The organism is Pseudooceanicola atlanticus, assembly GCF_000768315.1.
Classification (GTDB): Bacteria; Pseudomonadota; Alphaproteobacteria; order Rhodobacterales; family Rhodobacteraceae; genus Pseudooceanicola; species Pseudooceanicola atlanticus.
This window is the reverse complement of record NZ_AQQX01000002.1, coordinates 378,502-403,238: the sequence shown is the minus strand read 5'-3', so window position 1 is coordinate 403,238 and position 24,737 is coordinate 378,502. Positions and strand designations below refer to the sequence as shown.

Sequence of the window (24,737 nt, the reverse complement as noted above, 5' to 3'; positions counted from 1 at the left end):
GACAGGAGGAGACCCGAATGCCCGATACGCCCAAACCCGGCCTGCCGCAGATGCGGCCCGTCACCTTTGCCATGCTGGGCGAGGCCCTGCGCCGCGCCGGCCGCGACATGCGCCGCGCGCCGCTCTGGGGGCTGTTCTTTGCCTTCACCTACGTGCTGATCGGCTGGATCCTTGCCTGGATCACGCTCGCCACGGGGCAGAGCTACTGGCTGATCTTCGCAGCAGTGTCCTTTCCGCTGATCGGCCCCTTCGCGGCGGTCGGGCTATATGATGTGTCGCGCAGGATCGAACAGGGCCGACCGCTCAACGCGAAGGAGATCCTGACCGTCATCGCGCGCCAGTCCCGACGCCAGTTGCCGTCGATCTGCGCCATCGTGATCTTCCTGTTCCTGTTCTGGTTCTTCATCGCCCACATGATCTTTGCGCTGTTCATGGGGTTGTCGACGATGACCAATGTCTCGACCTCCTACGAGGTGTTCCTGACCGCGAACGGCCTGACCATGCTGGGCGTGGGCAGCGTGGTCGGGGCGGGCTTCGCGCTGCTGCTCTACATGATCACGGTGATGGCCCTGCCGCTGCTGCTGGATCGCGAGATCGATTTTGTTACCGCGATGATCACGTCGTTCCAGACGGTCACGGACAGCCCGGTGCCGATGCTGGCCTGGGCAGGCTTCATCGCGCTCATGACCTTCGTGGCGATGCTGCCGGGGTTCCTGGGCCTCTTCCTGACGCTGCCGCTGCTGGGCCATGCGACCTGGCATCTTTACGATCAGGTGGCCTATGGGAACGGGCCGGCCGAGGGCGCGGCAATGCCCGCGTGACCGGGCTGAAGGGCTGACAAGCGCCGCCCCTCAATAATCCTTCTCGAAGAAGATCCCGAGGCTGCTGTCCCCGTCCGACCCGACCTTGCCCTTCGCGGTCAGGCTGTCCGTCACGTCGAGGTTGATCGACAGGCTGGTCTTGCCCGAACTCGTCGCCTCGACCTCCGTATAGACATTGTCCGAGATGTACTTGCCCGCGCTCAGCGAGGTCTCGCCCTCCGCGGTCTGGCTCACATCCAGGTCGTCCAGTCCCGCGCCTTCGCGAAGCGACCCGACCACGCCGCCATTGCCGCGTCCGGTCAGTTCGGCCACCGCCAGCGCCAGCCGCGCCGCCTGGAACGGCGACAGAGAGGCGATGTCGCGCTCGAAGAAGAGCTGCGACAGCACCTCGTCCTCGGGCAATTCGGGGCGCGAGGTGAACACCACCTCGGGCTGGGCCGCAGCCCCTTCCAGCACGATCTGGATCACGTATTCGCCCGACTGGCTTTCGGCCACCAGCCGGATGATCGGGTCAAAGGCGCCTGCCAGCCGGATCCGGCCCTCGGTCAGGTCCAGCCGCTTGGTCAGTATGTCGATCCGGCCGCGCGCCAGGTCGAACTGGCCAACGGGACGGATGTCGTTGGTGGTGCCTTCAAGGATCAGCCCGCCCTGCAATTCCGCGTCGATGCCACGGCCGCGCAGGAAGATCGGGGTTTCGGCCTGCACGGCGAGGTTCAGGTTCAGCCCCGATGACCCGCCGCTGCCGCCTGCGCCATTGCCATCGCCGATCAGCCCGGCTTTGGCGCGCGTCGCCCGGGACCCGGCGCTTTCGTTGATGTGCCGCATTTCGGGGATCTCGGTCACGCCACCAAAGCCGCCGGCGGGGATGCGCAGTTCGGTGTCGCGCAGGCCGATCCGGCCCGCGACCGTGCCGCCGGCGGTCAGCCCGCCGCTGACGGTGATCTGGCCATTGGCGCGGGTCGTCACCAGCCCCGGCTTCTCGACCGGGACGTTGTTCAGGTTGACCACGAGGTCGGCGGGGAAATTGCCCGACAGCCCGACAGAGCCGCGCACGCCCACCTGGCCGCCATTGACCGTGCCGCCGATTTCCACGTTGGCCCGGCCGGAGGACAGGACGACCCCGCCGCCCAGGTTGTCGATCGCCAGGCCAAGCTCCGGTGCGGTGGCGCGGGCGCCCGACAGGGTCACGCGGCCCGACAGCGCCTCGGGCCCCGGCTGGCCGTTCATCGACAGATCAAAGCTGGCCTGCCCGGTCACGGCCTGCGGCGCGATATAGGGGTTGGCCAGCGCCAGCGGTGCGGTCCCGGTGATGTCCAGATCGACCGCGCCGCCCGGCAGGCCTACGCGGCCCGACACTTGCGCCGCCGTGCCGCCCGCGCCGTCGGCGTCGATGTTCAGCGCCAGTTGCCCGTTTTCCTGCCGCACCGTGCCGCGGGCCGAAAGCGTGCCGGCCGGGGCCTGCGGGACAAAGCGGCTGAGGTCGGCGACGCGCGCGTTGAAGGTCACGTCGGTGCGCCCGCCCGCCACGGTGCCATCGGCCTGCGCCGACAGGCCGGAGCCCAAAACGTCCACGTCCAGCGACAGCGCGCCACCCGCCTGTTGCAGGCTGCCGGTCGCGGTGACCGGACCCGCGGGCGCCTGCGGCACATAGCTGCGCAGATCGGCGACACGCGCGTCAAAGCCAACATCGGTTCGTCCATCGGCCACCACGCCCTCGGCGCTGGCGGTGATCCCGGCGCCTTCGATATCGACATCCAGCGTCAGCGCACCGTCACTGCGGCGCACCATGCCGGTGGCGGTCAAGGGCTGCGCGGGGGCCTGGGCCACCACATCGCGCAGACGGTTCAGCCGGGCGTTGAAATCCAGCTCGATCAGCGCGGCCGAGATCAGGCCGTCCGCCTGCGCGCGCAGCGCGGCGTTGCTGATATCGGCGCTTTCCAGGAACAGGTCGGACCCCAGCAGCCGGGCCTTGGCGGTCACGTCGGTCTGACCGGCCAGCAGGGCGTCGACCTGGTCGATCCCGGTGCCGATATTCTGCCCCGTCGCGGTCAGGTCCAGCAGGTAGGCCTCACCGTCCTGCACGGCGTTGATCACCGCGTCCAGCGGACCGCCGCCGCCGTCGAGAACGACGCCGCTATCGGGCAGGCGCAGCCGCAGGGCCACGTCGCGCTGCCCGGCGGTCAGGTCGCCGCTGGCCTGCGCGCTGAAGGCATCCGTGGCGATCTCGGCGCGGGTCAGTTCCATCCGCTGGCCCAGGTTCAGCTCGGCCGACAGGGTTGTCTCCCCGGCCAGCAGCCGGTCCACCTGCTCGATGCCCACGCGCAGGTCGGACCCGCCGCCATCCAGCGTGACCTGGGTTTCGTCGTCCTGGATCAGCACCACGCCTTCCAGCGCCAGCGGCCCGCCGCTGGTGCCGGTGAAGGCGCCGGAATTGGCCAGCCGCGCGGCATAATCGAACCGTCCGCCGGTATCCGAGACCGCGCCGCTTGCCTCCAGCCCGATCTGGCCATTGGTCAGGTCGAACTGGTCCAGCGTGATGCCGTTGGGCCCCCGGCTTGCCGCCACGGCCAGCCGCGCATCGCCGCCCAGCACCGGGTCCAGCGCCTCGATCCCGAGGGCGAGGTCGGTGGTGCCGCCCTCTGCGCTGACGGCAAAAGACCCGCCCAGCAGGTCCATCGACACGTCGAAGCCCAGATCGGCGCTGCCCGACAGGTCCAGCCCCGACAGCTGCGCCAGCCGCGACAGATCCTCGAAGGCCGCGCGCCCGGCCGCCGTCAGGATCGAGGTGCCGCCACCCGGGGTCAGGGTCGCATCCATCTGCGCGTTGTAATTGCTGCCCTCAAGGTTCAGGTCGCGCAGATTGACCTCTCCGCCGCTGATCCAATCGACTTGGGCGCTGGCCGTCACCTCGGTGCCGAGCGCCTCCTGCAGGCCCGGATCGTCGACCGTCAGGCCGCCCAGATCCGATTGCAGGCGAATATCGACGGACGGCGTGCCCTCGGTCACGATATCGCCGCTGATGCCAAGGCGCGCACGTTCCAGCGCAAGGCCGGGCTGCGCGAAACCGGTCATCAGGACCTCGGCCGATACGCCATCGCTTTCGGCGGCGTCGAACCGGGCGCTGATCGTGGCCTCCTGCAGGCGGATCGCGTCGCCGAAGGGCAGGGTGACCGGCTCGCCCTCGGGATCGGCGATATCGCCGCTCAGGTCGAAGCGGTCGGGCCGGCCATCGGGACCAAGCGCCAGCGACCCGTTCAGCCGCACCGCCGCCGCGCGCACCGACAGCGCGTCCAGGGTCAGCGATCCGTCAGCGCCGCTTTCGCCCTCGACCACCAGCTGCACGTCATCCCCCAGGAAGTCGCGGGCCTGCGGCAGCAGCAGCGCCGTCAGGTCGCCCCCGATATCGGCGGCAAAGGCCTGCGCCCCGTCGCTCTGGCCACGTAGGGTGACCTGGCCGGCCAGTCGCTCCACCCCGTCAGAGGCCAGCAGCACATCGGCGGTGAAATCGTCCAGCGGGCCGTCGCCCTTGACCGACAGATTCAGCGCCGGGCGGCCGGGCAGATCCAGCAGGGTCGCGGCGATGCCGTTCTCGGGTTCTTCGGCGGTGATATCCAGCGTCAGCGTGTTCGCCTCGGGGGCCAGCGCGACGTTGACCCCGATCTGGCCCGCGCGGTCCAGCCGGTTCAGCGACAGTGCGGCGTTCAGGCTGTCATCCAGCGCCACGGCGCCGTCGAAGGTGAACTCCGCCGCCTCGCCGATCACCGGTTCCGCCAGGACCAGCCGCCCGATGGCCAGACGCTCCACGTCGATCGACACGGGCAGGTCCGGGATGGCAAAGCCAGACGCTTCGGTATCGGCGCTGTCATCGCCCGCCGGCAGGCGCGAGATCACCAGCGTTTCCGCCGACAATTCCGTCACGTCCAGCCGCCCGCGCAACAGGGCAGAGCGGTTCCATTCCAGCACCGCGCCGGTCATCTCCAGCCAGACGCCCTCGTCATCGGCGATGGTCAGGCTGTCCAGCGTCGCCCGCGACGACAGCGCGCCGCGGAAGCCGGTGATGTCGACCGATCGCCCGGCCTGGGACAGGGTGTCCTGCAACAGGCGGGTCAGGTAGCCCTCGCCATCGTCATCCTGCGACCAGGCGGTGACGGGCAGGGCGACCAGGGTCAGGCACAGCAGAAATCGGGAAAGAAGGCGGGCCAGCATGCGGGGCAGTCCGGTCAAAACGATTGTCCAATTCCGACATAAAGGTTCACCGAGTTGCCACCCCCCGTCACCGGCATCGCGATGTCGGCGCGGATCGGGCCCAGCCCGGTCTGGTAACGGATGCCCAGCCCGGCACCGCCATGCCATTGCCCACCGTCAAAGGTGCTGCTGGCGGCGACGTAGCCGTAATCGACAAAGGCGACGGCTCCGATCTTGTCCGTGATATCCGTGCGCAGTTCAGCCGACAGCGCGGCAAAGCTGCGCCCGCCGGTGCGGCCCGGTCCGGTGCCCACGCCCAGCGATTGGTAGCCCTGGCCGCGCACCGTGCCGCCACCGCCCGAGAAGAACAGGAAATCCGGCGGGGTCGACGCGATGGAGGCACCCATCAGCGATCCCAGCTGCGTCCGCCCGGCCAGAACGACACTGTCGCCCAGCGGCAGGTAGCCCCGCACATCGGTGGTGGCCCGCACGCCGCTGGCCGATCCGCTGACCCCGATGAAGGGCATCAGGTCGATCTCGACATAGGCGCCCGTGGTCGGGTTCGTCGTGCTGTCGCGATTGTCCCAGACCCCGCCGGCATTCAGCAGGACATGGCGGAAATTGCGGGTGCCGAACGGGTCCTTGGTGCGCGCGGCGCGGAACCCGATTTCCCCGGTCACGGTGGTCTTGTCGTCGAGGATCCGCTCGACGCCGGCGAAGATGTGGAACCGATCGCTCAGGTAGGTCGGTTCGTCCTCGCGTTCCAGCAGGACACCATAGCTCAGCTGCGCATCGGGGTGGCGGAAGGCGGGCCGCGTCAGGGTCGCGCCAAGGCTGTAGTCGATGCCGCCGGTCTGGCCCCCGATCCCGGCGACCTCCGCGTCAAAGCGCAGCCGTTCGGCTCCGCCAAAGGCGTTGCGATGCAGCCAGAACCCGGACAGGCGCAGCCCCTCGACCGTGGAAATCTCGGCCCCCACGCCAAAGCGGCGCGGCTTGGCATCCTCGACCGAGATCTCGGTGCCCAGGGTGTTCCCGGGCCCGATTGCCTCGTCCTCGGTGATGTTGGCGGCGCGGAAGGCCCCGGTGCGGCGCAGGCGGCGCTCGGCCCGGGTGATTTCCTCGGGCGAATATGTACGGCCCTCGGGCACGCCCGCGATGGCGCGGATCCGGTCGGGGCGCACGGCGCTGTCGGCACTGTCGGGCGATACGCGGGCGCGGCCGAAGGTCAGGCGCGGGCCGGGGGCGATCCCGAACCGGGCCGACACGGTGTTGGCCGCGTGATCGGCGACGATATCCTGGCTGGCGACCTCGGCCTTGGCATGGCCGACATTGCGCCAGGCATTCACGCCGCCATTGGCCGCGTCGCGCATGATCGCTGTGCCCGCCGGCGCGCCGGTGGCAAATCCTTCGATCGGGCGTACGCCCTGGGGCAGGGGGGTCACCTCGGCCCGGCCAAAGGCGAATCGGGGGCCGGGGATCACCGCGATCTCGATCTGGCCGACCTGCGTGGGGGCGTTCAGCGCGGACAGGTTGGCCGCCTCGCGCCCGTCGACACGGATATTCACCTCGGCGTCGAAATAGCCCTGTTCATACAGCGCGGCCAGAACGCGCCGGTAATCGGCACGGGCGGCAGCGATCAGGTCTTGCGGGGCAGTACGTCCCTCGTCGACGGCGGTCTGGGACAGGGACGCGCCGCGCACCCCGTCCGCCAGATCCTCGGCACCCGGCACCCGCACGACCACCTCGGCCGCCCATGTGGGCGTCAAACCGAGGCTGAGAGCGAGGATACCGGCCAGTGTGGGTCCGTGCAGCGCAGCGCGGAAGGAAAAAGGCATTGGCCAGAAAGTCCCGGAAAAAGTGTTCGCTGATGACAAGGGTAATACACCAAGGGGTGAGTTCCAGCGGATTCGCCGTCCCGGCGCCGAAGTCGCAGCAATTTGCCGTGATCGGCGGCGGCCCCCGCCAACATGACAATTTGTGTCACCTGTCCCCAGGTAAGGAAATCCCGCCTAAAGTGTTTTGCTTGCTGCATGTATTTTTTCTATTGTTCGAGTCGTTACATACTGTGGATTGACCATGAAACATTTGCTCTTTGCTGCTGCTGCCGCGTTTTCCTTTGTTGCCGGGGGCCCGGCGATCGCCCAGGCCTTCGACGACAGCAGCTTCACCAGCTATTCGCCGAACCTCGCCCGTGGCGAGCGGCTGTTTCATGTCGGTTCATGCGCGTCCTGCCATCAGGAGAAGGGAACGGCGCTCGATGCCTCGGCCCCGCTGCTCGGCGGCGGGATGGAGATCGACAGCCCCACCTTCGGCATCGTTCGTGTGCCCAACATCACCGGGTCCTCGGCCGGGATCGGTGACTGGTCGCGCGGCGATTTCCTGAACGCGATGCTGCACGGCACCTCGCCCGATGGCGGCAGCTATACCCCTCTGTTTCCCTACGAATTCTACGCCAAGATGAAGCCCGAACACGTCGTCGACCTGTTCGAATACATCAAGCAGAGCGCGCCGAAATCCGACCGCGCCTCGGAAAAGCATTCCATGCTGCTGACCCGGCGCATCTTCGGCAAGAACCCCTGGCGCTTCAGCTTCGAACCGGCCGCCTATGACGGTGCGGGCGACAACGAAAACGACCCGATCGCCTGGGGCAAGTATCTGACGGAAAGCGTCGCGGCCTGTGGCGCCTGCCACACACCCCGCAATTCGGCCTTCATCCTCGAGGACAGCCAGACCCACAAGGGCGGTATCAGCCCGCTGGGCGAGGTGGCCGGCGATATCTCCAAATCCGCCGTGTCGGGCCTCGGTCCCGACGGGTTCACCGACATGCTGGCGGCGGGCACGGGCCTTGACGGGTCGACCCCGGTCAAGGGTACGATGCAGCGTGTCTCGGCCCAGCTGGCCCAGGCGCCCGAAAGCGACCAGACCGCTGTTTACCAATACCTGGCCGACCTCAAGGAACTGCCCAAGCCGGTGGTCGAAATGTCCTGCGAGGCGCCCCGCTCGCCCGTTTCCGAACCCGCGCCCGAGCTGACGGCAGCGGTCGACAGCTTCTTCTCGGCCCAGTGCAAATCCTGCCACGTCCGCGGCGCCTCTGCCGCGTCCAAGGCCGTGCTGGCCTCCGCCTCGCGCGTGGCGTCCGACACCTCTCTGGTGACGCCGGGCGATCCGTCGACCTCCGCGCTTTACCGGTCGCTGAACACGATGCCGCCGGGCAACTCGGCCTCCGACGCCGACAAGAAGCTGGTCGAGGACTGGATTGCCGGCCTCGCCGTCGACAAGGAATTCCTGACCGCCGAGAAGAAGGAGCCGCCGCGCGACGACAGCCGCATGCACATGGCCTTCGACGACCAGTACCGCGCCGTGCAGGAACACCTGGTGCAGCAGGACGACAGCAAGCGGCCCTTCATGCGCTACTTCAGCTTCCGCCACCTGCAGAACGGCCTGCTGCCCTGCCAGTCGATGGACGATTTCTTCGAACAGCACATGGCGGGCTACCTTGCCGGTCTGAACAAGCTGGTGAACTCCATGTCGTGGGAGCCGCGGATCAAGCAGGTCGAACCGATTTCGGACGGCATGGGCATCTACGCCATCGACATCCGCGATTACGGCTGGACCCCCCGCCAGTGGGAGGCGCTGATCTCGGGCGAGATCCCGGGCGAGGACGAGGCGCTGCCCTATCCCTACGGCCTTGATCCCTTCGGCGCCGAGCGGAACGAGAACCTGACCCAGATCGCGCGGATCACCGGCACCACCGTGCCGATCATGCGCGGCGACTGGTTCGTCGCCGTGGCCGGGGAACCGTTCTACTACAAGTTCATGCTGAACCTGCCCGACAACCTGCACGATTTCGAACGTCACCTGATGCGGGTCGATCGGATCAAGGAAATCCAGGATGGCGACGTGATGCGCGCCGGGTTCCTCGAAGGTGGCTCCGGCGTGTCGCAGAACAACCGCCTGATCGAACGCATGGTGCAACCGACCGGTGGCTACTACTGGATCTCCTACGATTTCGACCGCGCCATCGACGCCTCCAAGCGCCTCAAGCAAAGCCCGCTGGGCCCCGAAGAGGCCTTCCCCGCGCATCAGCAGGTCTTCGAAGGCGATGGCGGAGAGATGATCTTCTCCCTGCCCAACGGCATGCAGGGGTATTACCTGACGGACGGTCCGGGCAATTTCATCCCCGATGGCCCAACCTCCGTGGTGTTCTTCAAGGGCGAAAGCCCGGTCTCCGGCGCCACGATTTCCAACGGGTCGGCCTGCATGACCTGTCACCTGAACGGCCCCATCGAAGGCTATGACCAGATCAAGGAATCGGTCGAATCCACCGGCACCGACCGCGTGACCCTGGAAAAGGTGCGCGAGATCTATGCCGATGACGAAGACCTGCAAAAGGCCTATGCCGAAGACACCAACCGTTATCTCGACGCGCTGGCCGCGGCGGGCGGTGACTATACCGTGATGGAAGGCCCCGGCCGCTATCACCACGAACCGGTCACCAACACCGTCGCCAAGTATTTCGACGAGCTCGACAAGGACCTGCTGGCGGCCGAATTCGGCCTGACCTACGAGGAATTGCAGGACCGCGCCCGCACGCTGCCCTTCTCGGCGGCCAAGGACCGGCTCTATTCCTGGTTCGCCGATATCGACGGCCGTGGGCTGGTGGAACGTTACGAGGTCGAGGAAAGCTACCAGATCGTGGCGGCCGCGCTCTACCTGACGACGCCGCGCGACCACACCACCGCCGGTCAGCACGTGCAGCAGGTCAGCTACCAGCCGACCCATGTCGCGGCCAGCGCCCCGGTTGCCAGCCATGTGCCGGCCCCCGTCTCGGCCCCGGTTCACGTCCCGCAGCAGCGCACGGTCGAGGTGACACCGGGCGCGACCCAGCCGCAACGCCACGGCCTGACCGTCCGGGTCGAGAAATCCGACCTCAAGGTCTGCGAAGGCGCGCGGTTCACCGTGTCCACCGACCGGGCCTGCCTGCTTGACGTGATCTATCCCGACACCCGCGCCGGCACGTTCTTCCGCCTGTCGCCGGCCGCGATCGGCAACCCGATCCTGCAACCGGGCGAAGTCCGCCAGATCCCGCAGCCGGGCCGCGAATTGCAGTCGCACACCCCGACCTCGGGCGTGGATATCGCGATCAACTGCTATCCGGGCCTGACCAGCTATGACCAGCTGGGCCGCGATCTGCTGAAGACGCTGGAGGAATACCAATCCAGCCGGGGCCAGACCAAGAACTTCTCCGAAGTGGTGTCCACCGTCACCGAAGAGACGTTCCAGCAGAACCAGAACCCGACCCAGGTCGCCACCGATCCGCAGGCGCCGATCACCTCGACGGTGCGCTTCTCGATCTCCGAGGACCGGTCGGCGCTCGATGCCAACGGCCAGTGCAAGTGAGGGGCCCGGAGCATATGACAGGCCCGGTGCACATGACAGGGGATGAGCGAATGAGGAGAGCCGCGCCATGACCCGTCTGCGCAAGATGTTCCGGGCGCTGCCATTCGCCCTGTCCTTGTCTCTGGCCCTGGCCCTGCCAGCCGTCCTTCCGGGGGCGGCTTCGGCGCAGGTCCTGTTCAAGAACTTCTCCGAGGTGCAGGTCACCGGCGCGGTCAGTGCGGCGGCAAGCGCGAATTCCCACGCGCTCATCATGTACAATTCGGAATATGACCATCCCGGCATTTCCGACCTGCCGGTGACGGCCAACGATGCGAAGGCGGTCAAGCGGCTGTTCGAAGGGATGGGCTACCCTTCCGCCAATATCACGCTGGTGGAAAATGCCGGCCAGTCGGCGATGAAGCGGGCGGTGTTCGACTTCACCGCGAAGCTCGACAAGGACAGCACCGTCGTCATCTACTATTCCGGCCACGGGATTTCCTTCCAGGGCGACAGCCACAATTACATCGTCCCGGTGGACCTCGACCCGGCGGTGCCCGGCGGGGCGCGGCAGCTGCGCGAACGCATCTTCAAGGACCGCTCCGTCAGCTTCAACGAGGATGTGCTGGGCACGATCAAGCTGGCCGGTCCCAAGGGCGTTGTCGTCTTCTACGATGCCTGCCGGAACTCTCCGATCGCCAGCGACGACAGCACCAAGGCTGTGGGCGACGTTGCTTCTTTCGTGCCGGCCAAGATCCAGGGCACCGCGATGTTCTATTCCGCGCGCCCCGGCCAGACCTCTCTGGCCTCGCTCGACAGCGAAGCCGATGCCAACCTGTCGGTCTATACCCGCGTTCTGGTGTCGAAACTGGCCGAAAACCCGACGATGCGCCTGTCGGACCTGCACGCCGTCGTGCAATCGGACGTGTCCAAGCTGGCCCGCGAAAAGGCCAGTGGCCACCGCCAGCATCCCGTCTTCGAGGACGAGCTGGATTATTCCCGCTCCGACCATAACGAATTCTGCCTGGCCACCGTTGCCGTGAACGGTGTCGCCCGTTGCACCGGCCGGGACGAGATCCTGGTCGGCGGCACCGAAACCGGCGGGGCCGTGGTCCAGAACGCCGCCGCCAGCGAAAGCGGCACCAATCTCGGCACGGCGGGTGTCGTGGCGGGCGGCAAGGCGGATACCGAACGGCTCTACTGGGAATCGGTGATGAACAGCCAGGATGCGCGCGAGGTGCAAAGCTACCTCGACCTCTATCCCAACGGCGCCTTCGCCCCGATCGCCCGCCTGCGCATCGAACGCCTGCAAAAGGCCGCCCAGGCCTCCAGCGAAACCGCCGCCGAGGCCGCGTTCTGGAATTCCGTCAAGGACATGGATGATGCAGAGATGATCCGCCTCTACATCACCCAGTACCCCGATGGAAAATTCCGCGCCCTGGCCGAGGCCCGGATCGCGCAACTGGAAAACGTTGCCGTCGATGCCGAACGCGCCCGCGCCCAGCAGACTTACGAAGACGCCCAGCGGTCCGACCAGCAGGCGCCTTACGAGAACTACCTGAACCTCTATCCCAACGGCGAACATGCCTCTGCCGTGCGCAACCACCTGGCGCGGATGCAGTCGCTCTACCAGCCGTCCTGGTGCCGCGGCTCGGCCAGCCTGAACCTCGCCGAACGCACGATCTGCGACCATTACGAGCTTGGCCGCCTCGACGACCGGCTCAACGTCGCGTTCAGACAGGCCGGAAACAATGTCACCGCGGGCGAACAGCGCGACTGGCGCGTGTTCAAGCGCGATGCCTGCGGCAGCAACACCTTCTGCCACAGCCGCGTTATGCAGGAACGCATTTCCGAGCTTGAGACGATCGCGCAGCGCGCCGCCTCGCGCCCGTCCTCGTCACTGCGCAGCAGCTACGCGTCCTGCCCGCCGACCAACGGCGCCTGGAAGGTGCAGGGGGTGTCCACCGGCGACTGGCTGAACGTGCGCAGCGCGCCGCAATCCTCGGCCAGTATCCTGGGCGCCATGTCCTTCAACGCCACCGGCGTGTCGGTGGCCAACTGCCAGTCCAACGGCTGGTGCCGGGTCCAGTACGGCTGCACCTCGGGCTGGGCCTTCGGCAATTACCTGGGCCGTGGCGGATCGAACCCCGATGGCGCCCTGGCAGGCATCTACCGCGTCGTCGACCACCCCCGCGATTCCCTGCTCAACGTGCGCTCCGGCCCCGGCACGACCTTCCCGATCGTCGGCGAACTGGCCCCGGACGCCACCAATATCCGCGTCCGCGACTGCCAGAAGGTGAAGGGCTGGAAAATGCGCTGGTGCACGGTGGAACATTCCACCGGCACGATCGGCTGGGCCTATGGCCAATACCTTGCAAACCAATGGGGCGAGAAGCCGTTCTGACGGCCTCCGCCCGGAGAAGACAGAAGATGACCGCAATTCGCACGCTCGCCCTCGCAATGCTCCTGGCGCTGTCGGCCGTCCCGGCCATGGCCCAGAAAGTCCTGTTCAAGAACTTCTCCGAAGTCACGGTGACCGGCGCCGTGTCCCGGGAGCTGAGCCAGGACAATTACGCGCTCATCATGTACAACTCGCAATACGAGCACGAAGGCATCTCGGACCTGCCGGTGACCGAAAACGACGCCAAGGCCGTGCGCAAGCTGCTGGAAGGGATGGGCTATCCCTCCGGCAACATCACCCTGGTCGAAAACGCCAGCAAATCGGCGGCCAAGAACGCGGTCTACGAATTCGCAGGCAAGCTGACCTCGGACAGCTCTGTCGTCATCTATTATTCCGGCCACGGGATCTCGTTCCCGTCGGACAACAACAATTACATCGTGCCGGTCGACCTCGACCCGGTCGTGCCCGGCTCTGCCCGCGAGCTGAAGGAACGGATCTTCAAGGACCGCTCGCTCAACTTCAACGAAGAGGTGCTCGAGGTCATCAAGTTCGCCGGTCCCAAGGGCGTTGTCGTCTTCTACGATGCCTGCCGGAACTCTCCGCTGGGCGGCGATGACAGCACCAAATCCGTGGGCTCTGCCGCGTCCTTCGTTCCGGCCAAGATCCAGGGCACCGCGATGTTCTATTCCGCACGCCCCGGCCAGACCTCGCTGGCCTCGCTGAACAGCGAAAAGGATGCCAACCTGTCGGTCTATACCCGCGTGCTGGTGTCGAAGCTGGCCGAAAACCCGACGATGCGCCTGTCGGACCTGCACGCCGTCGTGCAATCCGAGGTCTCGCAGCTGGCCCGCGAAAAGGCAGGCGGCCACCGCCAGCATCCCGTCTTCGAGGACGAGCTGGATTATTCCCGCTCCGATCACAACGAATTCTGCCTGTCGACCGTGGTGGTGAACGGCGCGCCGCGCTGCACCGGGCGCGAAGGGCTGCAACAGATCTCCGCCTCCTCGTCCGAGGCCTCGGCGGCCTTCTGCGAAGCCGCCCCCATCCGCGGCACCCTGTCGGGCATCACCGACCTGGCGCAGCTGCGCCGTGAACGCGACACCTATTTCCAGTGCGCTGCCCTGCGCGGTGCCATCGACGCGCGTATCGCCACCGTGAACTGGGACAGCACCGTCGCCACCGACAGCTGCAACGCCTACCGAACCTACCTGCGCAACTTCCCCAGCTCCGCCCACGCCGCCAAGGCACAGGAGAAAGAGGCAGAGCTGTGCAAGGTCCTCTCGCCCGCCGAACTGGCCCACCACATCGGCGTCTGCGAAAGCGTCTATCGCAACATCACCTTCGGCACCCAGATCCCCGAGAACGACCTGACCCGCGCCACCGAAAGCTGCAAGGCGGCCTCCAACGCGCGCCCCACCGATTACGAGCTGGGCTTCAAGCGGGCCGAGTTGCTGCTGGCCACCGGCCGTGACAGCGACTGGCAGCAGGCGGTCGAATTGCTGTCCTCCGCCGCGATCTCGGATTACCCCAAGGCCGCGATCCGCCTGGGTGACTATTACTCCGCCGACGACGCGGGCTTCCTGACCCGCGACCTGAACCAGGCGCTCACCTGGTACGAACGGGCCACCAAGATGCAGAACATCTCGGCCCCCGACATGGTCAAGAGCCTCTACAATATCGCGTCGCTCTATGACGAGCTCGGCTCGGCCCATCTCGCCACCGATGCCTATCGCCGGATCGTCCAGATCGAGCGCAACCCGCGCGACCTGCTGGACCATGCCCGCACCATCCCCGAAGGCCGGCAGGGCCGGATGCCGCCCGATGACCTCTACGATCTCGTCTTCAACAAGTGGAACGAGGGGCAGGTCGCCTTCCAGATCGGCGAAGCCTGGGAAGAAGGCGCCCATGGCGTGCCGAACGTCAAGAAGGCGCAGCAATGGTACGAACGGGCCAAGAACCTGAATTACGGCCCCGCCGATGCTAAATTGTCCACCGTCAGCTCCAGCGGCACCAGCCTGGGCAGCACCTCTGCCGCCTACGACACGCTGCTGGGCTGTCTCGACGATGCGGAACGGCAGCTGTCCCCGCGCCGCCGGCTCGAGGAAAGCGAAAGCTGCCTGACCTCCTATCTGGGCCGCGCCTCCATGTCCGCGCCCGGCCGCGCCGATGCCGAGGAATACCTGACCGAGGTGCAGGCCGAACTGGCGGCCTACGGCGCCACCAACAGCTCCCCGACACCGACGCCCACACCGGTGCCGCAGGCGCATCCGGCGGCGCGGTTCAACGGGTCCTGGTCGGGCTGGCGCGGCTATACCGATGGCGGGCGCCGGTCGCCGAACAAGGAATGCCTGGGCCGCTACAACTTCACCGCCGAGATCAATAACGGCACGATCCGCTTCTGGTCCGATGGGCGCACCTTCTCCGGCTCGGTGGACAGCAACGGCTTTGTCCGGATCGACCGCTCCGGCCTCTCGCCCAGCTCCAAGACCGCCTTCTCGATCGAAGGTCCGCTTAATAATGCGCGAATGTATTCGGGCTATTGCGGAAACGGCTATTTCAAGCTTCAGCTGTAACCGCCCGGTACAGGACAGGACGACTATGAAGAACCACTTTGCCTGCCACGCGACCGCGGCTCTTGCGCTGGCCGCCCTGACGGTGCCCGCCGCGCTGATGGCCGAGGATCTCGGCCTGATCCGCCCGAAGGCGCGCCCCCTGGCCGAAACTGCCGCGACACCGGAACCAGCCCCTGCCGCCCCGGGGTCAGAGGCGCGCGACAGCGCCGGCGCCTCGCTCTTCCCGCGCCGCCCGGCCTCGCTCGGCGGCCCGTCCGGCGCGGCGGTCGCCCCCGTGCCGGAACCGACCGCGCTTGCCGACACGATCGGCGACGAACCCGCCAGCGCCGACCCTGACCAGCCGATGGCAGAGCCTGCGGGCATCACGCCGCCCCCCGCGCCGCAGGACGAACAGGTCCAGGTCGCATCGCTGACCACCCATATCCGCCCCCGTGCCCGGCCCGAGGGGCTGGTTCTCACCCCGACCGAGGTCGCAGGCGGCAAATGCACCGATCCCGCCGCCGTGCGCGACCGGGACGTGGCGCGCAACATGGCGGCCTTCGCCGCCGATCCCGACCTCTGCATCACGCAGGAGGTGTTCACCGAACATGGCCGCCAATGGCACCTGGTGATCGTCACCAACAAGGGCCGCAAGCGCGGGCCGGTCTGGGCGGCGCTCCATGACAACGAGGATTCGGCCTTCGATGCCGGGCTTTATTCCGTGTCCCGTTACGGCGGCTCCATGGTGGCGGTCGAAGCCGGCGAACAGCGCAGCTTCAAGGGTCAGGATCCGAACCGCAATTTCGGCAAGTCGGCGAACATCACCGGCCCCTGCCTCGACATGAGCCCCAAGCCCTCGCCGAAATTCACCCAGGCGATCTCCAAGCATTTCAACCGCCGCTTCCCGGTGATGACGATGCATTCGAACGACAACGGCTATGCGGGCAATGGCGGCTCGGGCCATATCTCTGCAGCGCGGTCTTCGGCCACGATGCGCGGCTTCATGTCGACGAACCCCAAGCGCGGCTTGTCGGACGAGGACAACGCGATCCTCACCGCCGGCTTGAACCCCTATGAAAGCGAAGCCAAGGCGCAGCGCCTGGTGCAGCATTTCAGCCCGCTGGGCATCAACGTGATCTACGAACATGTCCGACCGCAGAAGAACGATTGCTCCTTCTCGTTCCACACGCTGCTGAACAAGATGGGGGATTACTATAATATCGAGGTCGAACACGGCCGGGTCGAGGCCCAGAAGGCGATCCTCGACGCGCTGATGAACTATATCGGCGCGCGCCCACTGTACTGACCGCAGCGGTTGGGGCAGGGGCGCCCCGCCCCCGCTTCACCTTGCCAAAATACTCCCGCCGGAGGCGTCCGCGCTCTCCACCGGCGCGCCATTGCGCAGCAGCGCCAAGCCATGCCTTGCCAGACTGGTCACAGGCACAGGGGGCGCCGGTCCTCCCGACGCCCCCCTTTCATCTGGCCGTAAATATCCCCGCCGGAGGCATCCGACGGCGCAACCGGGCGTGCCGGTCAGATGTGCCGATCAGAACTCGAAATACTCGAACCGCAGCTTCCGGCCGTATTTTGCCTTCAGGATATCGCGCAGCACCGGCGGGCCGCAGAACAGCACCGCCTTCAGGTCGCCCGTGCTGTCCTGGATGCCGGGCCAGCGGCCCTTTTCCTCGGACGGGTGCAGGGTGAAGTTGAAATTGTCGACCCGTTTCGCGGCGGCTTCGAATTCGGCAAGGCCCACGGCCTCGTCCGGGGTGCGCACCAGGTAGACCATGTCGACCTGGCCGCGGATCTGGTCAGGCATGGAGCGCACGAAGGACAGGAACGGGGTGATGCCGATGCCGGCGGCCACCCAGACCTGCTTGCCCTCGCGGTCGGGATAGCTGAAATCGCCATAGGGGCCTTCGACGATCAGCTCGTCGCCCTGTTTCAGATCGTCATGCAGACGTTTGGTGAAATCGCCCAGCCCCTTGATGTTGAACTGCACCACGCCGTCGCGATCCTCGCCGCCCGAGATGGTGAAGGGATGCGCCTCGCGCAGGCCCGGTTTCTTGGCGCGGATGAAGGCGAATTGCCCGGCGCGGTGGCGGATGCCCTTGCCCTTGGGATGGGCGCGGATACCGACCACGCCGCCGCCGGTGCTGACCTCCTCGACGAGGTAGGTCTTGGTGCGGGCCATGCGCAGACCCCAGCCGATAACGTAGAGGATCAGGCACAGGATGCCGATGACGCCCAGGGTTTCCGCCAGGCCCTGGTAGGTGGCAGGCATCTTGCGGTTGAACATCAGGTGGAAACAGGCCAGCGCCCAGGCGGCCAGCAGCAGGTAATGGGTCAGCTTCCACCAGTGATAGGGGATGCGGAACCCACGGAAGGACCGGCGCCGGATGATCGATGCGATGCCGAGAATGGCCAGAAGGTTGAATCCGATCTCGCCGGCCTCGATCGCGGTCTTGCAGACATCGTCGCAGGCGGCCAGGAATTGTGGGAAGGACGGCGGCGACAGCCAGTGCGCCACCGCGGCGGCCAGCGCCAGGTAGCCGAATTGCCGGTGCTGCAGGAACATCTTGTCCATGCCGTTGAAAAGCCGCTCCAGCGGCGGCAGGCGGGCGCCCAGCAGCAGGTTCAGCGACATCGAGGCGAAGGCCAGAAGCCCGGCATAGATCGCGCCCACGGTCAGAAGGTCTTCGGTCGGGTTCGCCACCAGAACGAGGGCGGCAATGGCAAGGATCAGAATGATCTGCGGCGTCCAGCGCAGCAAAAGGGCCATCTGTCTCTCCTGTCGAAAAGTCCGGGGTTGGTCCCCCGTTTGAATACCAGTTGACCCTATGCGCGGGTTCTTGCCAAGTCCATCGGCGGAACGGCCCCGAAGGTGATCTGTTTTTGACCACGGGCCGGAACCGTGTCATCCCCCGCGCGTTGACCGGCAGACCCTGGGAGGGACCCTTCATGATCCATGCCAAGCCTGTCGCCGTTGCCCGTGTATCGCTGCCGATCCGCCGGCCTCGTCGCGAAGTGTTCCAAGCCTTCACCGATCCGGACCTGCTGGCCGAGTTCTGGCCCGATTGCGCCGGGGAAACCCCGCTCGAGCCCGGTGCCGTCTGCTACTGGCGCATGTCCGAGACGGGCGCGCAGCTGCGCGTGGAATGCGACGAACTGGTCCCCGATTGCCTGATCCGCCTGTCGCTGTCGAACGGCACCCGGATCATGCTGACCCTCGACCGGTTCGAGGAAGGCGGCACGGTTGTGCATTTCTGCCAATGCGGTTTCGGGGCCTCCCCGGACCCCGAAGAGGTCGCCGAGGCGACCCGTGCCGCCGCCAATATGCTCTCCGATCTAAAGGGCCTTCTTGAGCGCGGCTCCGTCACCAGCGGCGCAAGCGACTGCCTGCGCCTGCCGACCGCCGCCTGAGCCGGTCCTTCCTTGCCCGCGCGCCTTCGGGATCCGGAGACCTGATCCAAAGGCGCGCGTTTCACGCGCATTCCATCCATGATGTTTGAGGGGCTCTGCCCCTCGGCCTGCGGCCTCACCCCGGAGTATTTCCGGCAAGATGAAGCGGAAGGGGGCCTGGCTGGTCCGTGGCGCGCACCTTTCGGGCGGTGTGCCGGGTCAAAGGGCGTCGTAGACCGGGGCGATCGTGTCGCCGGTATAGCGCAGGGGGGCTGAGCCGACGAGGTGCCAGGCGGGGCGGGTTTCGCCCGACAGCAGCGCGGCGGCGGTCTGGGTGTCGCAGACGGCCCCGCCATAGAGGCGGTTGGCCAGGTTGATCACGGCGCTTTTCTGCATGTCGGTCGTGCCCGAGCCGACGGCATCCTTGACCAGCAGCACGTGGATGCCCCGGGCCACCGCGTCGCGGATGGTGGCGGCCACGCAGGCCTCGGCCCAGACACCGCAGATGACCAGCCAGTCGGGGTGGTCCAGCATCTGGTCAAAGCCGGGCTCGGAGAAGCAGCTGAGGTCGTTCTTCCACAGCACGTCCTCTCCGGGATGCGGGGCGACCTCGGGGCAGATGGCGCAGCCGGGCAGGTCGGGGTCCGAAAAGATCGGCGTGCCGTCCGAGGCGACGGGTTCGAAGGGGCGGGGCGGCACGCGGGTGAAATCGCGCCGGAACCCCGCATGCAGGACCCGGACGCCGGACGAGCGGGCCGCGTCCAGAAGCGTGGCGGCATTGGCCAGGACGCGGTCATAGCCCTCGACCAGGTAGCGCGCATCAATGCGGTGTTCCTCCTGCATGTCGATGGGCAGGAGCATTGTCCGCCCCAACGGCAGGCTCAGGTCTTCATGCATCAGACATGTCCGTCCAGGAACTCTTCCTCGTAGGGGAAGCGGGACAGCAGTTCGATGCCGGTATCGGTGATCAGCACCTCGTCCTCCAGCTTGACGCCCTCGTTGCCGCCCTTTTCGCCGATATAGCTTTCCACCGACACGACCATGCCGGGTTCGAGGATGCCATCGCGGCCATAGGTGTCGTAATCCATCGAATGGGCGATAAACGGCGTTTCGCCATGCATCCCCACCCCGTGCATCACCGAGGTATAGCGGTTTTCCACGAAGCGGTCGGGGATCTTCCAGGCCTTCTCGGCGATCTCGCGGAACTCCATGCCGGGGCGCAGGATGTCCATGTTGTACTGCACCTGGTCCCAGGCCATCCGGTAGAGTTCCTTCTGGTACTTCGTGGGCGATCCAGGCCCGCAGCGGAAGGTGCGCGAGAAGTCGGAATAATAGCCGTAGCAGCCGATCGTGTCGGTATCGAGCGCCACGAGTTCCCCGGGGCGGACCTTGCGGCCCGAGGCCTCGTTGAACCAGGGGTTGGTGCGCTGGCCGGAATTGATCAGGCGGGTTTCGATGAATTCGCCGCCCTGGCGGATCACCTCGTGATACATCACCGCGAACAGCTCGTTTTCCGACACGCCGGGCTTGATCGCCTCGCGCACGGCGGCCACCGCGGCTTCTGCCCCCGCCATGGAGGCCTGCAGGCATTTCACCTCTTCGGGGGTCTTCACGGCGCGCACCCACAGGATGTCGCCCATGATGTCGTGCACCTCCAGCCCGGCCTTTTCCAGCTCCAGCGCCTGAAGGTGGGAACAGCGGTCCATGCCGATCTTCAGCGACCCGCCGCCGCGTTCGCGCATCAGCTCGGCGATTTCGCTGGCGAAGGGTCCGGCGGTTTCCTCGTCGGCGCCCGAGACGGAGGACCAGACCAGTTTCGAGGGGCGCGCCTCGTCCACCGTCTCCAGCGACAGGGACAGGTGGTAGGTCTGCGGATATTCGAAGAGCGTGATCGGCCCCTCATGCGGGACAAAGAAGTACCGCGAGGAATTGCGCAGGAAATAACCGTGCATGTTGCGCGACCCGGTGGCGTAGCGCTGGTTGTAGGGATCGAACAGAAGCACGGCGCCAAATCCCGCCTCCTTCATCCAGCGGCGCAGCTTGTTCAGCCGTTCGGCGCGCAGCTTGGGGGCGTCGATGAAGGACGGCTCCGTATCCGACAGGAACATGCCGCCCGCGGGGTCGTCGGCCATCGGATGCCGCATCCGATCCCTCCAATCCACATCATCGGTGCTGTCGGGGTCGAAAACGACAATGGACATATTATACCTCCGGTCCGTCTTTTGACTTACTCTTCGGTCAGTCTGGTCGCATTGCAATGGCGTCGCCATGTGCCGCAGCGTCCCCGGGGGGTCTGTTTCCGACATCCGGGCAAATATCTGCTATATCAATGGGCAGGTCTCTGCAGGTGGCAAGATTGACAGCCCCGTCCCGTTGGCCTCCCCTTTGCTGCAACGTGATGCTTGGGGAGGAGGACCCGCATGACATTCATCGTCGATCCGGAAATGGAAATCGGCCTGCGGGATTACGTGACCGAAGACCAGGGCCCCGACACCATCGCCCGCCGACGGGAGGAGGCACGGGCGACGCATCTGCCGCGCGCGCCGCTGGCCGGGGTCACGGTCGAAGAGCTCTGGATCACGCCCGATGGCCCGCGCGCCCTGTTGTATCGCCCCGAAGGCGCGCAGGGTCCGCTGCCTGGCGTGCTGCACAGCCATGGGGGCGGCTACATGTTCGGTCTGCCCGAGCAATCGCATCGTCGCAACGGGGCGCTGGCGCTGGACCTTGGGGTGGCGGTGCTCAGCGTGGATTATCGCAAGGCGCCGGAGCATCCCTATCCCGCCGCCCTGAACGACATGATCGCAGCATGGCACTGGATGCAGGGGCAGGGGGATCGGTTCGTTCCCGGCCGGATCGCCCTGCTGGGGGAAAGCGCAGGCGGTGGGCTGGCCGCCGCGCTGGCACTGGCCTTGCGCGATGCGGGCGGGGTGCAGCCCGTCTTTCAGTGCCTGATCTACCCGATGATCGACGATCGCACCGGATCTCCCGCCAATCCATGGACCGGGCCGCGCCACCATGTCTGGACGGCCGCGTCCAATGTCGCCGGTTGGACCGCCTATCTGGGTCACGTACCCGGCGGAGAGGGCGTTTCCTACCTCGCAGCGCCCGCAAGGGCCGCGAATCTGTCGGATTTGCCGCCCGCATGGATCGGATCCGGAGATATTGACCTTTTTGTGGCAGAGGATGTGGATTTTGCAATGAGGCTTATCGCGCGTCAAATTCCCTGTGAAATAAGGGTTATCCCCGGTGCCTATCATGCATTCCAGCGCCAGGCGCCCGATGCCAGGCAAACACGGCTATTCGAAAGTGGCTACTTTGCGGCACTCGCGCGGGCAATGTCTTCTTAACTTTCTGGATTTGCTGAAAAAAATGGGATTTCCGGACGGCTCCGAATCGAACCCCGAATCGATCCTATACAAAGGTATACAGGTTGAGAGGTTTTGCGCGCGTCAAAAAAGGATTCCGTAATCAACCTTTAGAATCCCCTAACCTTTGGGATAGTCGACAGGTGACGCAGGGGAAGAAAGCGTGACTTTCCGAACACATTGTTCGTGATTTCGTAACAATGTCTTTTACGGGTCCGAGCGCTGCCCAAGTTCCGCCTTTTTTCACGTACATTTGTATACAGCCGAAGGAAAACGGCGTGACCCCAGGTGTCGGGGCTAAGAAAGCGGCGACACGAAGTTATGAAAGGTAACGTAGGTATGGATAAGCTCGACGAACTCAGCGCCCGGATCGCAGACGAAATCATGAACGCTCCGGAAAGCGAACGCGCTGACCTCGCACTCCAGATCGCATCGAGCTTTGTGGAATTCAGCGGTTATGAAGCCGCACGCACCGGCGTGGTCAAATCTTCCACCCGTCTCTTCCTTCTCGCAAACGAAATCGAGCGCATGCGCCGCGCGGAACAGGCAGCCAGCGCTGCCGGTGCGGGCAATGTCCTCCCCTTCGTGGCCGCGGGGCCGACCCGCATGGCCGCAGGGGATTTCTGTTAACGATTACTCTGGTTCGCCTGACCGCGTCTGCCAATGGTGTTGTTCTGTTGGTTAATGGTGGGCGTGGTCGGGTCGGGAGGTGCGTCACCGTCCCGATACCCTGTGCGCATCCCCGGATGTGACAGCCCTGCCGACGGCCCGGTGCGTCCGGGTCCCTGATCGGCCCCTAACGTTTTCCATTTCGCCTTTCATGAACGGCGGTGCAGCTCTCGCACCGCCGTCTCTGCCGCCGCCCTCCGGGTGGCCGCTTTGGCCCGGGCGCGTGGCAATCCAGCGCCCGGGCCCGTTTTTGCGACCGTTCCGGCCTCAATTCCGGCATGACCCGGGGTCATTTCGCCTAACAATCGGGCATTAACCGCGTTTATGCGCCCATTAATTCATCGCTCACCCCAATCCGGTCCCGAACGGATCACGAGTCGTTCCCAAGTCACGGCAAAGCGGATTTTGTAGCCCCGCATCCCTATGGGGGGAGGCATTGAAACGTGCGACGGCGCACCATTCGCCAGTCCGGTCACCGCCGCACGCAAGCAACAATTTGTCGCTGGTGTTTACATATAACGTGTTGGCGATGTTTCAATCGCTCCACCGGCGACGGACGACAGAGGGGACTACAACGTCATGTCGCAATTTCTGAAAAAGATGCTGGGCGCCGCCGCCGGCTCGCTGATGATCAGCACCGCCGCGATCGCTCAGGACGATACCATCAAGGTGGGCATCCTGCATTCGCTCTCCGGCACGATGGCGATTTCCGAAACCACGCTGAAAGACACCATGCTGATGCTCATCGAAGAGCAGAACGCCAAGGGCGGTGTCATGGGCAAGCAGCTGGAAGCGGTCGTTGTCGACCCGGCCTCCGACTGGCCGCTCTTCGCCGAAAAGGCGCGTGAACTGCTGACCGTGTCCGAGGTCGACGTGATGTTCGGCTGCTGGACCTCCGTGTCCCGGAAATCCGTCCTGCCCGTCATCGAGGAACTGAACGGCCTGCTGTTCTACCCGGTGCAGTACGAGGGTGAGGAATCTTCCAAGAACGTCTTCTACACCGGCGCCGCGCCGAACCAGCAGGCGATCCCGGCCACCGATTACTACCTCGAAGAACTGGGCGTCGAGAAGTTCGCCCTGCTCGGCACCGACTACGTCTACCCGCGCACGACCAACAACATCCTGGAATCCTACCTCAAGGATAAAGGCATCGCCGAGGAAGACATCTTCGTCAACTACACCCCCTTCGGCCATTCCGACTGGTCCAAGATCGTCTCCGACGTCGTGGCACTGGGCGCAGACGGCAAGAAGGTCGGCGTGATCTCCACCATCAACGGTGACGCGAACATCGGCTTCTACAAGGAACTGGCTGCCCAGGGCATCTCCGCAGAGGACATCCCCGTCGTCGCCTTCTCCGTGGGTGAAGAAGAGCTCTCGGGCCTCGACACCTCCAACCTCGTCGGCCACCTGGCTGCCTGGAACTACTTCCAGTCCGCAGACACCGACGTCAACGCCGAGTTCATCGAGAAGTGGAAGGCCTTCGCCGGCGAAGACCGCGTGACCAACGATCCGATGGAAGCGCATTACATCGGCTTCAACATGTGGGTGAACGCGGTCGAAGCGGCCGGAACCACCGACGTGGACGCCGTGCGCGAAGCCATGTGGGGCCAGGAATTCCCGAACCTGACCGGCGGCACCGCCGTGATGGGCACCAACCACCACCTGGCCAAGCCGGTGCTGATCGGTGAAATCCTGGAAGACGGCCAGTTCGACATCATCTCCGAAACCGATCCGGTTCCGGGCGATGCATGGACCGACTTCCTGCCGGAATCCGCCGTGCTCAAGTCCGACTGGAAAGAGCTGGAATGCGGTATGTACAACACCGACACGGAAACCTGCGTCCAGCTGGAATCCAACTACTGATAGGACAGGGGCCGGCCTGGCCGGCCCCGCGTTCTACCCCCGGTCGGGGCGGCCCTGGCGGCCCCGCCATGCAAACTCTCTCCCAATTCCATCCGGTAGGCTT

General features: G+C 65.8%; 14 protein-coding genes. 9 read left to right on the top strand and 5 right to left on the bottom strand.

Translation table 11 applies throughout. The features are described 5' to 3' along the window. Positions 1 to 17 precede the first annotated feature (17 nt). Positions 18 to 821, top strand: a complete 804-nt coding sequence (locus ATO9_RS06085) for a DUF2189 domain-containing protein (RefSeq protein ID WP_043746750.1) — start codon at positions 18 to 20, stop codon at positions 819 to 821. 30 nt (positions 822 to 851) lie between these two features. Here ATO9_RS06085 and ATO9_RS06080 read toward each other — a convergent pair whose 3' ends face one another. Together ATO9_RS06080 and ATO9_RS06075 are read right to left on the bottom strand one after the other, a co-directional pair. Further along, positions 852 to 5,045, bottom strand: coding sequence for a translocation/assembly module TamB domain-containing protein (locus ATO9_RS06080; RefSeq protein ID WP_156127802.1), 4,194 nt, complete (start codon positions 5,043 to 5,045; stop codon positions 852 to 854). Next, the gene (locus ATO9_RS06075) at positions 5,042 to 6,841 is read right to left on the bottom strand and encodes an autotransporter assembly complex protein TamA (protein ID WP_043746744.1); all 1,800 of its coding nucleotides are present in this window, start codon (positions 6,839 to 6,841) and stop codon (positions 5,042 to 5,044) included. The genes ATO9_RS06080 and ATO9_RS06075 overlap by 4 nt, the downstream gene beginning before the upstream one ends. A 241-nt stretch (positions 6,842 to 7,082) precedes the next feature. Here ATO9_RS06075 and ATO9_RS06070 point away from each other — a divergent pair, with 241 nt between their 5' ends. The 4 genes from ATO9_RS06070 to ATO9_RS06055 all read left to right on the top strand — a co-directional run bounded on the left by ATO9_RS06070 (position 7,083) and on the right by ATO9_RS06055 (position 16,641). Continuing rightward, positions 7,083 to 10,406, top strand: a complete 3,324-nt coding sequence (locus ATO9_RS06070) for a c-type cytochrome (protein ID WP_043746741.1) — start codon at positions 7,083 to 7,085, stop codon at positions 10,404 to 10,406. A gap of 67 nt (positions 10,407 to 10,473) precedes the next feature. Further along, positions 10,474 to 12,786, top strand: coding sequence for a caspase family protein (locus ATO9_RS06065; protein ID WP_043746738.1), 2,313 nt, complete (start codon positions 10,474 to 10,476; stop codon positions 12,784 to 12,786). Positions 12,787 to 12,812: 26 nt separating this feature from the next. Beyond that, positions 12,813 to 15,356 (top strand): caspase family protein, encoded by a 2,544-nt coding sequence (locus ATO9_RS06060; protein WP_043746734.1) that lies wholly within the window; start codon positions 12,813 to 12,815, stop codon positions 15,354 to 15,356. Positions 15,357 to 15,381: 25 nt separating this feature from the next. Then, positions 15,382 to 16,641 carry a hypothetical protein gene (locus ATO9_RS06055; RefSeq protein ID WP_043746733.1) on the top strand — a complete coding sequence of 420 codons (1,260 nt, stop codon included), beginning with the start codon at positions 15,382 to 15,384 and terminating at the stop codon, positions 16,639 to 16,641. Between the two features lie 240 nt (positions 16,642 to 16,881). On the opposite strand, the gene ATO9_RS06050 is transcribed toward ATO9_RS06055, so the two are convergent. Then, positions 16,882 to 18,117 carry a ferredoxin reductase family protein gene (locus ATO9_RS06050; protein ID WP_043746729.1) on the bottom strand — a complete coding sequence of 412 codons (1,236 nt, stop codon included), beginning with the start codon at positions 18,115 to 18,117 and terminating at the stop codon, positions 16,882 to 16,884. A 179-nt stretch (positions 18,118 to 18,296) separates the two neighbouring features. On the opposite strand from ATO9_RS06050, the gene ATO9_RS06045 reads away from it, so the two are divergent. Beyond that, complete coding sequence (locus tag ATO9_RS06045; RefSeq protein WP_043746727.1) at positions 18,297 to 18,758, top strand: SRPBCC domain-containing protein; 462 nt, start codon at positions 18,297 to 18,299, stop codon at positions 18,756 to 18,758. Positions 18,759 to 18,956: 198 nt separating this feature from the next. On the opposite strand, the gene ATO9_RS06040 is transcribed toward ATO9_RS06045, so the two are convergent. Both ATO9_RS06040 and ATO9_RS06035 read right to left on the bottom strand, forming a co-directional pair. After that, the gene (locus ATO9_RS06040) at positions 18,957 to 19,634 is read right to left on the bottom strand and encodes a cysteine hydrolase family protein (protein ID WP_043746724.1); all 678 of its coding nucleotides are present in this window, start codon (positions 19,632 to 19,634) and stop codon (positions 18,957 to 18,959) included. Beyond that, positions 19,634 to 20,938 (bottom strand): M24 family metallopeptidase, encoded by a 1,305-nt coding sequence (locus tag ATO9_RS06035; RefSeq protein WP_043746722.1) that lies wholly within the window; start codon positions 20,936 to 20,938, stop codon positions 19,634 to 19,636. Before ATO9_RS06035 ends, ATO9_RS06040 begins: the two co-directional genes overlap by 1 nt. A 219-nt stretch (positions 20,939 to 21,157) precedes the next feature. Here ATO9_RS06035 and ATO9_RS06030 point away from each other — a divergent pair, with 219 nt between their 5' ends. The 3 genes from ATO9_RS06030 (at position 21,158) to urtA (ending at position 24,634) form a co-directional block, all read left to right on the top strand. Then, a complete protein-coding gene (locus ATO9_RS06030) occupies positions 21,158 to 22,084 on the top strand; it encodes an alpha/beta hydrolase fold domain-containing protein (protein ID WP_043746719.1) in 927 nt (308 codons plus the stop codon). Between the two features lie 357 nt (positions 22,085 to 22,441). After that, positions 22,442 to 22,732, top strand: a complete 291-nt coding sequence (locus ATO9_RS06025) for a hypothetical protein (RefSeq protein ID WP_043746716.1) — start codon at positions 22,442 to 22,444, stop codon at positions 22,730 to 22,732. Between the two features lie 618 nt (positions 22,733 to 23,350). Beyond that, positions 23,351 to 24,634, top strand: coding sequence for an urea ABC transporter substrate-binding protein (urtA, locus tag ATO9_RS06020; RefSeq protein WP_052418138.1), 1,284 nt, complete (start codon positions 23,351 to 23,353; stop codon positions 24,632 to 24,634). Positions 24,635 to 24,737: the final 103 nt, after the last annotated feature.